Source organism: uncultured Sphingomonas sp., from assembly GCF_913777625.1.
Lineage (GTDB): Bacteria > Pseudomonadota > Alphaproteobacteria > Sphingomonadales > Sphingomonadaceae > Sphingomonas.
In genome coordinates this window covers 55,422-67,553 of the sequence record NZ_CAJYTI010000008.1, presented here as the reverse complement: position 1 = coordinate 67,553, position 12,132 = coordinate 55,422, and the positions used below count along the sequence as shown (strand labels likewise).

The 12,132-nt window shown below is 66.3% G+C and carries 3 protein-coding genes; 2 read left to right on the top strand and 1 reads right to left on the bottom strand.

Going from position 1 to position 12,132, the window contains the following annotated elements:
- Nucleotides 1-22: 22 nt before the first annotated feature.
- Both tnpB and QZ814_RS04095 read left to right on the top strand, forming a co-directional pair.
- On the top strand, nucleotides 23-349 hold the full coding sequence (gene tnpB, locus QZ814_RS04100) for an IS66 family insertion sequence element accessory protein TnpB (RefSeq protein ID WP_294329819.1): 327 nt from the start codon (nucleotides 23-25) through the stop codon (nucleotides 347-349).
- Between the two features lie 31 nt (nucleotides 350-380).
- Nucleotides 381-1,910: an IS66 family transposase gene (locus tag QZ814_RS04095; protein ID WP_294329818.1), complete on the top strand. Its 1,530-nt coding sequence runs from the start codon at nucleotides 381-383 to the stop codon at nucleotides 1,908-1,910.
- 214 nt (nucleotides 1,911-2,124) lie between these two features.
- Here QZ814_RS04095 and QZ814_RS04090 read toward each other — a convergent pair whose 3' ends face one another.
- Nucleotides 2,125-11,952, bottom strand: a complete 9,828-nt coding sequence (locus QZ814_RS04090; RefSeq protein ID WP_294329817.1) for a hypothetical protein — start codon at nucleotides 11,950-11,952, stop codon at nucleotides 2,125-2,127.
- Nucleotides 11,953-12,132 lie beyond the last annotated feature (180 nt).

The window sequence follows — 12,132 nt, the reverse complement described above, 5'->3', positions numbered from 1 at the left end:
ACCTGGCGCGGGTGCTCGCGTGATGGTGGCGACGCGCCCGGTAGATTTCCGCAAGGGCGCGGATTCCTTGGCCGCACTGGTCACGGCCGAATATGGCGGCGATCCGTTCTCGGGCGTGATCTACGTGTTTCGGGCGAAGCGGGCGGACCGGATCAAGCTGGTCTGGTGGGACGGCACCGGCCTGTGTCTGATGGCCAAGAAGCTCGAGGCCGGCGGCTTCAAGTGGCCCGGTATCCGGGATGGCGTTATGCGCCGGACGGCGGCGCAGCTCGGCGCTCTTCTGGAGGGTCTGGACTGGCGTCGCGTGCATGGCGGACGCCGACCGCAGGCGCCTCGGATTGCCGGTTGACGGGGCCGTGATCGGTTGATTCACTGCCTCCATGCGGATGGAGGCGGACCTTCCCGACGACGTTGATGCGCTCCGCGCGCTCGTCCTCGACCAGGCCCGCAAGCTTGAGAGCACCGACGCCGAGGTCGAGCGCCTGCGAGCGATCATCGATGCTTTCCAGCGCCATCGCTTCGGGCGTCGTTCCGAGCAACTCGATCCCGATCAGCTCCAGCTGGGGCTCGAGGATGCCGAGACGGCACTGGCCCATGCCGAGGCTGCTGGCTTGGCGAAGACAGTGCGCGCCCCTGCCGATCGGCCGCGCAAGACCAACCGTGGCTCGCTGCCCGCGCACCTCGAACGGATCGAGCAGTTCGTCGATGTCGAGGAGATTGATGGTATCAGGGCCTGCCCCTGCTGCGGCGGCGCGCTCCACCAGATCGGCAAGGATGTAGCCGAGCGGCTCGACGTTGTGCCGATCACGTTCCGGGTGCTGGTCACCCGCTGGCCGCGCTACGGCTGCCGCTCGTGCGAGAGCGCGGTGGTTCAGGCGCCAGCGCCGGCCCGCATCGTCGAGGGCGGCATCCCCACCGAAGCGCTGATCGCCCAAGTGCTGGTCGCCAAGTATGCCGATCATCTGCCGCTCTACCGCCAGGCGCAGATCTATCCCCGGCAGGGCGTCCAGCTCGACCGTTCGACGCTGGCCGACTGGGTTGGCCGGGCGGCCTGGTATCTGCGGCCGCTGCGCGACCATATCCAGGATGGGCTGCGGCACTCCGAGCGCTTGTTCGCCGACGAGACGACGGCACCGGTGCTCGATCCGGGGCGCGGCCGGACCAAGACCGGCCAGCTATGGGCCTATGCCCGCGACGATCGGCCATGGGGCGGCGTCAGTCGTCCGATGGTCGCCTATGTCTATGCCGCCGACCGGAAGGCCGACCGGCCCGAGGCCCATCTCGGGGACTTCGCCGGCATCCTGCAAGTTGACGGCTATGGCGGCTATGCGGTTCTCGCCCGGCGCCGGCTGCACGTCAGACTCGCCTTCTGCTGGGCGCATGTCCGGCGCAAGTTCTATGCGTTGGCCGACAGCTCGCCGGTCGCGACCGAGGTACTGCGCCAGATCGCCTCGCTCTATGCCATCGAGGATGAAGTGCGCGGATCCTCGCCCGAGCAGCGCCGCGCCGCGCGCGCCGCCCGCAGCCGCGTCATCGTCGACGATCTCCACCTCTATCTCGAAGGTCGGCTCCGCCAGCTCAGCGCCAAGAGCAGGCTCGGCGAGGCGATCCGCTATGCGCTCACCCGATGGGAAGACCTCGCCCGGTTCTTTGATGACGGCTGCATCGATCTGGACAGCAATACCGTCGAGCGATCGATCAGGCCCCTGGCACTCAATCGCAAAAACGCCCTGTTCGCCGGATCAGACGAAAGCGGTGACAACTGGGCGGTGATCGCCCCCCTCATCGCATGCTGCAAGCTCAACGCCGTCAACCCGCACGAATGGCTGACCAGGACGCTCTCCGAGCTCGCCAACGGTCACCCCGCCAACAACGTCGCCGAACTCATGCCTTGGACGGCCGTGGCCTGAAAACAGCGGCTACGGTACATCGCTCCGAAGGCAGAGGCCACAGGTTCGATTCCTATCGGGTACGCCAAACCGCCTCCTGGGACTGTGCCCAGTATGCCACAGGGGGGTACGTAAGCGCCGGATGTGTCGGCCGCCGTGATGGCATGTTGCGCCATCCCGGCGCCCCGCCTGACATAGGCGCGTGCGAACGCTTACGATCGGACGCGCCGCCGCCCTAGAAATTAACCGTCAGCTTCACCGTTCCCGAATGGCTCTGGAACGCGTTGCGCAGCTCGCCATCATATTGCACGCCGATCCTAAGGCGATCGGTCCGCATGAACGACACACCCGCGCCGATCAGGGCACCATCCCTCGGCCCCCGCGTCGAGGTACTGGTGAAAGCCACCCCGCCCAGCACGGCGCTCAGCGGTATCGGACTGTTCTTGTAGCTGTGCGTCCAGCCGATCTTCAGCGACGGCGCGAAACGGCCCGAGGCGGTGTCGAAGATCGCCGCGCCCTGCACTCCGACCTCGTGGTTGAACGAGTCGACCGAGAGCTTGCGCACCTGCATGTTCGCGGTGCCCGCGCCGCTTTCGGTATAGCCGTCATTGTCGAGATGGATTACGCGCGCCCCGGCAAAGGGCGTAAGCGAGGCGGTATCGCTAAGCGGCACCGTGTAGCTCACGCGCAGGCCGCCGAGATACTGCTTCCCGTTATACGACGCTTCGGCGGTCCGACCGAGATAGTCGATCCGGCGCTGCTGGCGATAGTGATTATACCCGAAGCCGAGCTGGCCATCGATCGCAAGACCGCTCGTTTCCGGATCGCCCGGCTGCCAGGTGAAATAGGCGGTTCCCTGGAAGCTGTTGAGGCGGGTGCGACTGCCGGTCAGGTCGGAACGGCCATTGGCGGTGCTGCCTACCCAGCTCAGCGCCCCGCCGACGACCAGATTGGTGGTGCCGATCAGGTCGACGCCGGCCATGACGCCGAAGCTGTTGGCCGCATAGGGCGAGGCACCGCTCGCCTCCCCGCGCTTCGCGGCGTTGACCAGCACCTGCCCCCACACGCCGCCGCGCTGGCCCTGCGAACCAGCCGCCATGCCACGCTCCTCGCGGCCACTAGCGTTCGCCGCCAGCACTTCCTGATGCTGCACGATCGCGTTCACCGCCGGCGATACCGCGATGGCCATGACCTGCGGCGTCAGCTGCGTCGGCGAAAGCTGGACGATCGCGCGCTCCTGCTCCGCGACCGGCAGCGCGGCCAGCGGCACCAACACCTCGTTGATCACCGGGAGCGCCGCCGCACTGCCCGGGCCATTGCCTGCAGCCACGATGGCGTCCAGCGCAGCACCGGTCCCGACGCCGGGGCCGCCTGCCGAAACGCCGGTCGGGGCGAATTGCGTCGCCGGAACGTTGTTCAGCACCGTCAGCACCAGATCGGAGGTGCCGCCGCCGGTAGCGGTGGAAAAGCTGCCGTCGAAGCCGCTGATCAAGGCGGTCAGCCCGCTATAGGTCAGCGCGCCACCCGCCTTGACCACCGTGAAGGCGGACCCGGCCGAGAGGCTCGTGCCGCCCAGCGCGATGAGCCGCACGTTGGTGCCGGTGAGGCTCGCCGACCCGCTGACCTGCAGCTGGCCGTAGACGCTGGTGGAGGTGACCCCGATCAACAGCGCGCCGCCGGTCTGGCTGTAGTTGCCGGCTACCCGCACCACATTGTTCAGCTGCAGCGCTGCGGTGCTAACCAGACCCCGGGTACCGAGGTTGATCGCATCGTTCAGCAGTAGGTTGCCGCTGAGCACCAGATTGCTTGCGAGATTGGTGATGGTGCCCTGGCTGCCGGCCCCGAAGCCGGTCAGCGTGCCGAAGCTGGTGCCACTGCCCCCGGCGATGCGCAGATCCGTGCTCGACACGTTCTGGATGTTGCCCGCGATCACACCGCTGTTGGTGATCGGCCCCAGCGTGCCGGCATTGTAGATCGCCGCCACCGAACCGCTCAGCGTGCCGCTGTTGGTCAGGCTGCCGAGGCTGCCGGTCGCCGCAACATAGACCGGATAGTCGGCCGTCAGGCTGCCGCTGTTGGTCAGGCTCGCCAGGCCTGCGCCGATATAGTTGTTGGCCGCGGTGACGACCAGATTGGTGCCGCTCGTGCTCGAGCTCAGCGCCAGCCCCGGGATCGCCCCGGTGGTCACCGAGACGCCGGCATAGTTCGAGCCCGTGCCGCCGGTGACCAGCGTTGCCGCCGTGGTGCCGGCCAGATAATTGGCCGCGCCCGGGAGCGTCGTCGATACCGTGCCGCCGCTCAGCGTAGCCGCGCCGCTCACGTTGAGCTGCGCGCCGGTCGCCAGCGCCAGCTTGCCCGCCGTCTGGCTGAAGGCACCGGTCACGTTCGCGCTCGTCGCCAGCGTCAGCGCCGCACCGCTGTTCGCCACGCTGCCCGCCACGACATCGTCGCCCAGCAGCAGGTTGCCGCCGGCGAACACCACCGCGCCGCCACTGTTGCTGATCGTGCCGCGCCCGCCATTCACCCCGGTCAACGTACCGATGCTGCTGCCGCTGCCGCCGCTGATCGTCAGACCCTGCACCGCCACGCTCTGGATGTTGCCCGCGATCACACCGCTGTTGGTGATCGGCCCCAGCGTGCCGGCATTGTAGATCGCCGCCACCGAACCGCTCAGCGTGCCGCTGTTGGCGATCTGGCCGATCGCGCCACGATTGGAGACGCCATATTCGCTGCCGGCAAGCGTGCCGCTGTTCGAGAGGGTGCCGATGCTGCCGCTCGACGCCACATAGACCGCGGTCGATACGCCGCTGATCGTGCCCGTGTTGTTCAGGTCTGCCAGCGTGCCGCCGACATAGTCGTTGCGCGTCGCGAGCATCAGATCGACATTGCCGCCGATCGTCCCGACACTGGTCGTCAGCGCGAGGCCACTGACCCCGGAGGCGACGCCGACGCCGGCATAGCTGGATCCCGCACCGCCACGCACCAGCGTGCCCGCCCCGCTGCCCGCCAGATAATTGGCGGTGCTGTCCAGCTGGTTCGTGGTGATCAGGCCGCCGCTGATGCTGGCAATACCGCTGACCTGCAGCGACGCCATGCCGAGCGCGAGCGTGCCCGAGGCCTGGCTGTAGTTGCCGGTGACCGCGACATTATTGACCAGCTGCACGGTTGCGCCGCCGTTCACCAGCGTGCCGCTTCCGAGCTGGACCGCATCGTTCAGCACGATGCCGCCCGAGGCCAGCACCACATTGCCGCCGCTGTTGGTGATTGTGCCCTGGCTTCCCCCCTGGCCGGTCAGCGTCCCGAAGGCGCCGCCGGGGCCGCCGACGAAGACCAGGTCCTGTGCCCCGATGTTGGTGATGTTGCCCGCGATCACGCCGCTGTTGGCGATCGTGCCTAGCACGCCCGTGTTGAAGATCGCCATCGACGCCGAGATAGTGCCGCTGTTGGCGATCGCCCCGATCGTGCCGTTGTTGGCCAGACCCGTGGTGCCAGTGACGGTGTCGCTGTTCGTCAGCGTGCCGATCGACCCCGTTCCGGCGACATAGATGGCGGTCATGGCGTTGAGCGCGCTGGTGTTGTTCAGTGCCGCCAGCGTCCCGCCGACATAATCGTTGGCGATCTGGGCTACGAGATTGGTGCCCTGGGTGGCGCCGCCGACCTCAAGGCCGGTGACATTCGCGGTATAGGTCAGGCCGCCGTAGCTCGAGCCCACCCCGCCCTGCACCAGCGTGCCCGCGCCGGCGCCGGCCAGATAGTTGCCGGTGGCGGAGAAGCCGTCGAGCGCGATCGTGCCGCCGCTCAGCGCGGCCGTGCCGCTGACGATCAGCGCGTCGGTGCCCGCCGTCAACTGCAGCGTGCCGCCGGTCTGGCTGAAATTGCCGGTGACGTTCACCGCGCGGTCCAGCCGCACGGTAGCACCGCTGTTGGTCAGGCTGTGCCCGGTCACCACCACCGCATCGTCGAGCAGGATCCTGCCCGATGCCAGCAGGACGTCCGCGCCGGTGCTGGTGATCGTGCCCTGGGCGCCGCCCTGGCCGGAGAAGGTGCCGTAGCCGCTGGTGCCGCCGATCAGCGTCATCGCGCTGGCCGACTGGTTGCGCACGTCGCCCAGCACCGCGCCGCTGTTCATCACCACGCCGATACCGCCTAGGGCGACCAGCGCATTCGGTCCCTGGATCAGGCCGCTGTTCGAAACCGTGCCGATCGTGCCCTGCGCCAGCACGCCGTTGGCACTGCCGGTGAGCGTGCCGCTGTTCGACAGGACGCCCAGCGTTGCACCCGACGCCACATAGACCGCCGTCGCGGTGCTGAGCGTGCCGGTGTTGACCAGCGAGCTTTGCGAGCTGCCGATATAGTCGTTGGTAACCGAGAGCAGCAGGTTGGTGTTGCCGCCGATGGTGGCGACCGAGGTCGTCACGCCGAGGCCGCTGACGCCGGTCGAGGCGAAGCTTGCGCCGCTGTAGGACGAACCTACGCCGCCCTGGATCAGCGTGTAGGACGTGCCCGCCAGATAGGTGCCAGAGCTCGACAGCGCGGCGACGACCGAGCCGCCGGACAGCGTGGCGACGCCGCTCACCGCCAGCCCGCCGACGCCGGGGTCGAGGATCAGCGATCCGGACGACTGGGTGTAGTTGCCGGTGATGCTTACCATGCCGGGCAGCGTCAGTGCTGCGCCGGTGTTGAGCACGCTGTGGCCGGTCACGTCGATCGCCGCATTGAGCGCGAGGTTGCCGCCGCTGAACACCAGATCGCTGGCGGCATTGACGATGCTCGTCTGGCCGCTGACGCCGGTGATCGTGCCGATGGTGCTGCCGCTGCCGCCGGCGATCGTCAGGTCGTTGGCCGAATTGTTGACGATCGCGCCGCGGATCACGCCCCTGTTGGTGACCCCGCCGACAGAACCGTTCACGGAAATCAGGAGTGCGCCCGATGCGCCGCTCATCGTCCCTGCATTGACCAGCGACCCCAGCGTGCCGCTCCAGACGTTGATCGCGTTCCCGCTGGTGCTGATCGCGCCACTGTTGCTGAACGTGCCGACACTGCCGGTCGTGAACAGCGCCGTCGCGCCGGCGACCGTGCCCTGATTGTCCAGCTGCGCGATCGTGCCGCCATTGTTGAAGATGCCGAGATTGTTGCCGATCAACCCGCTATTGGTCAGCGTGCCGATGCTGCCGGCATTTTGCAGCCCGGTGCCGAAGGCATCGTTGGTCGTCTTGATCGTGCCGGTGTTGACCAGCGCGGTAATCCGGCCGGTGGCGGCGTTGGAGAGGCCGGGGTTCCCGCCCTCGATCAGGCCGGCATTGCTCAGCAGCGCGACCTGCCCGGCGTTGAACACGCCGCTGTCGGTTCCGGACAGCGTGCCGCTGTTGCTCAGCGTTCCCACATCGCCGGTCGCGGCGATGTAGACCGCGTTGGCGACGCCGCCGATGCTGCCGCTATTGTCGAGCGTCGCGAGCGTGCCGCCGACATAGTCGTTGCTGATACCCAGCACGAGGTTGGTGCCGCTGGTCGTTGCCGCAGCGATCAGCCCGTAGACACCGGAGAGACTGATGCTGGCACCAGTATAGTTGGATCCCGCGCCGCCCGAGACGAGCGTGCCCGCGTTTGTACCCGCGATATAGTTGCCGGTGCTGGAAAGGCCGCTTACCGCGATGGTGCCGCCGGTGATGCTCGCCGCCTGGGTCACGATCAGGCGACCGGTGCTGCCCAGGTTGAGCGTGCCCGCGCTCTGGCTGAAATTGCCGTTGACGTTGACGATCGTCGAAAGAGTGATGTCCGCGCCGGTATTGCTCACGGTGAGTGCGCTGGCAGCGATGTTGACCGCAGTGATCGAGTCGTTGAGCAGCAGCGCTCCCGCGGCGAAGATGAGGTTTCCGCCTGCACCGATCGTGCCCTGCGTGGTGCCGGTCGCGCCGGTGAACGTGCCGATGGTGCCGCCCGAGCCACCGATGATCGTGCCGATCACACCGCCGCTCGCGTTGATGTTGCCGCGGATCAAGCCGGTGTTGATGACCGTGCCGAACGTGCCGGCAAGCGCGGTTTGGCCCGACATCGTGCCGCTGTTGTTGACGACGGCGACGACGGCGTTGTTCTGGATCGCGACCCCGGCGCCGGTGATGACGCCGCTATTGGTCACGGTACCGATCGTACCGCTGTTCAGGATCGCCCAGCTGCTGTTGGTGATCGTGCCGGTGTTGACCAGTTGGCCGATGCTGCCCTGGTTCCACAGCGCGGTGAAATTGGCGTTGGTGATGCGCCCGGCGTTGCTCAGCGTACCGATCGTGCCGCGATTGTTGACGCCGAACTGCATGCCGCCCAGCGTGCCGGTGTTCGACACCGTGCCGATGGTGCCGGTCGTCGCGACGTACAGGCCGGTGGCGGCGCTGGTGAGCGACGCCGCGTTGGCCAGCGTCGCGAGCGAGCCGCCGACATAATCGTTGGCAATCGTCAGCAGCAAGTTGTTCCCGCTGATGGTCGACGAACTCGCGAGGCCGGTGATGCTGCCGGCCGAAACGGTCGCGCCGGAAAGCGACGAACTCGCGCCGCCGGAGACCAGCGTATAGTTGCTCGCAAGGTAATTCCCCGTGCTGGACAGGTTCGCCAGGACCGTGCCGCCGCTCAGGTTCGCCGCGCCGCTGACGATCAGGCTGCTGGTGCCCGGGGTCAGGCTGAGCGTGCCCGCCGACTGGCTGTAATTGCCGGTGATGCTGATGTTGCTGGTCAGCGACAGGCTGGCACCGGTGTTGCTGACGGTGCGGCTCGTGGCGATGATCCGGTCGTTCAGCAGCAGGTTGCCCGATGCGAACACCACATTGCTCAGCGTGTTGTTGATCGTGCCGATGCCCGACGTGCCGGTCAGCGTGCCGATCGTGCCCGCCGCGCCACCGGTGATCGTCAGGTTGTTGGCGGTCTGGTTGTCGATCCTGCCCTTGATGACGCCGCTGTTGGAAAGCCCGCCAAGACTTCCCGAGATATAGACCACGTTGTTGCCGCTGAGCGTGCCGCCATTGGCGTTGACCAGCGTCGCCAGGGTGCCGGCGACGTTTACCGCGTTGGTGGCGTTGCCGATATAGCCGCTGTTGACGAGCGACCCCAGCGTGCCGCTGACCTGGACGGCGCTCTGCCCCGAGGTGATCGTGCCGCTGTTGTTGATCGCACCCGTGTTGCTGTTGCCGTCGAGATAGATGCCCTGCGGCCCGCCGTTGATACTGCCGCTGTTGCTCAGCAGGCCCAGCGTGCCGTAATTGGCGAAGCCGGCCGAACCCGAGGAAATCAGGCCGGCGTTGGTCACCGTACCCATCGACGTATCGTTCTGCAGGCCCGCCGCAGTCCCGCCCAGGATCGTGCCGGTGGCGGTGTTGACCAAGTTGGTGATCGTGCTCTGGTTGCCCAGCCCCTTCTGCGCGCCGCTGATCAGGCCGCTGTTGGAGAGGCTGCCGATGCTGCCATTGCTGCTGAGGCCATCATTCAGGCCGGTCAGCGTACCGCTGTTGACAAGCGTGCCGATCGCGCCGGTGTTCGCGACGTAGAGGGCCCAGGTCGTGCCGCTGATCGAATCGCTGTTGCTGATCGAGGCCTGCGTATCGCCGACATAGATGTTGTTGGCCGACAGCAGCAGGTTGTTGCCGCTGGTAGCGCTGCCAAAGGCCAGGCCGGTGAAACCGCCGCTCGCCGCGATGCTGAGCCCGGCGTAGGACGATCCGGCCCCTCCGCTCACCAGCGTGCCGCCAATCGCTCCCTTCAGATAGGTGGACGTGGAGGAAAAGCCGTTGGCGCCGGCAAGGATCGTGCCGCCGGTAAAAGTCGCCGCCTGGGTGACCGCCAGCTTGCCCGCATTGCCCAGGTTTAGGGTGCCGGCGCTCTGGCTGAAATTGGCGTTCACGTTGACGATCGTAGACAGCGTGATGTCGGCACCGGTATTGGAGATCGTCAGCAGGGCGGCGGAGGTACCGGCAGCGATGATCGAATCGTTGAGAAGCAGCGCGCCCGAGGCGAAATTGAGGTTGCCGCTGGCGCCGATCGTGCCCTGGCTCACCCCGTTATAGCCGGTGAAGGTGCCGACCGTGCCGTTGCTGCCGCCGATGATCGTCCCGATCGAACCGCCGAACCCATTGATGTTGCCGAGAATCAAGCCGCTGTTGGCGACCGTGCCGAAGGTGCCCGCCACGGCGTTGCTCGCGCCGGACATCGTGCCGCTATTGTCCAGCAGGTTGATGACCGCGTTGTTCTGGATCGCGTTGCCCGCACCCGCGATGACGCCACTGTTGGTAATGGTCCCGATCGTGCCGGTGTTCAGGATCGCCCAGCTGCTGTTGGTGATCGTGCCGGTGTTGACGAGCTGGCCGATACTGCCCTGGTTCCACAGCGCCGTGAAATTGGTGTTGGTGATCCGGCCCGAATTGCTCAGCAGCCCGATCGTGCCGCGGTTGTTTACGCCGAACTGCGAGCCGCTCAGCGTGCCGGTGTTGCTGAAGGTTCCGATGCTGCCCGTCGTCGCGACATACAGGCCCGTGTTGGCGCTGGTCAGCGTCCCGGCATTGCTGGCGGAAGCCAGCGTGCCGCCGACATAGTCGTTGTTGACCAATAGCTGCAGCGCCGTGCCGCTCGTGATGGACGACCGGCTCAGGCCGGTGAGATTACCGATCGTGACGTTTGCGCCGGTCAGGTTCAGGCTCGACCCGCCGAGCAGCGTATAGGTGCCTGCCAGATAGTTGCCGGTGCTGACGAAGGTGGACCGGATCGTCCCCCCGCTGGCGGTGACCGCGCCGGTGGCGATTACGCCGCCCAGCGGGTCCACGGTGAGCGTACCGGCGGTCTGCGTATAGGCGCCGACAACGTTGATGATGCTGTTGAGCACCAGGTTCGCACCGCTGTTGCTGACCGTGCGGCCCGTAGCGTTGATATTGTCGTTCAGCACCAGATTGCCCGACGCGAACTCCAGGTTCGCCAGCGTGCTGATGATGCTACCCTTGTTGGTCAGCGTGCTGCCGGTCAGGGTGCCGAACGTAGCGCCGGTACCGCCGCTGATCGTCAGCGCGTTGGCGCTGCGGTTGTTGATCGTGCCGGCGATCACGCCGCTGTTAGTAATGTTGGGCACGGTCACACCCGATGCCAGATACAGCGCGATGGCGCCGCTTACCGTACCGCTGTTGATAAGCGAATTGAACGCGCCAGCACCGATCGAAATGCCATAGCTGCCGCCGCTGATCGTGCCGCTGTTGTCGATCGTGCCGATCGTGCCGCTGGCATGGAAGACTCCGGCCTGGGCGCCGATAATCCGCCCGGTATTGGTGACTTGGGACATCGTCCCCGAATTCCAGAGGCCGCCGGTTGCGCCGCTGATCAGGCCGCTATTGGTGATCTGGCCGATCGAGGACGAGGTCTGGTTGTTGCCGATGCCGCTGCTGGAGCTGCTGATGATCGTACCGGTGTTGATCAGCGTCAGGATCGATCCGCCATTGTTGGCGATGCCGCCCGCGGCACCCGCGGCCCCCGCGGCCACGGTAATCGTGCCGGAATTGTTGAGCGTGCCGATTCTGCCCGTGACGGCATTCTGAATACCGCGGGTCGTGCCTGCAATCACGCCGGTGTTGCTGAGCGATCCGATCGATCCGGAATTGGTGATGGCCGTACGGCCGCTGATCCGCCCGGCGTTAGTCAGTACGCCGATGGTTCCGGCGCTGCCAAGCATAATGCCGGTCCTTGCCGCGGAAATCGTGCCGGTGAGGTTGTTGACGATCTCGGCCACACTGACCGTGCCGATACTGATTGCCGTGCCCGTTGCGAACGTGTCGACCACGCTGCCGCTGTTGGCCAGCGTGCCCAGCGTCGATCCGACGGTGCCGGTGATGGTGATCGCATTGGGATCGGCGGTGTTGATCGTTCCGGCAGACGTGATCGTGAAGTTGCTGCCGGGCGCGGTGACACCGCTCCAAGTGGTCCCGGTAGTAACCGAGTTCGCGATGGTCGTGTCTTGTGCGAGCACCGGCGGTGCAACGAGCGCCACACCCAGCACCAGCATGGAGGAACTTGCCAGGATGGCCCGATCGCGATTCGTACGCATGCCGTCTGCCCCAAAATGCCGCGCGCCGAGATCTTCAGCCATTTGGAATGCTATGGCCAGCCAAGGATTTGCTTTACAAATCGTTAACTTTTTCAGCCCTCCCAAACCAAGCCAGAAGAAAGCCCCGCCGCACAAGTCCCTTCCCAAAAGATATTTTTTATCATAGGCGACCCTGTATTT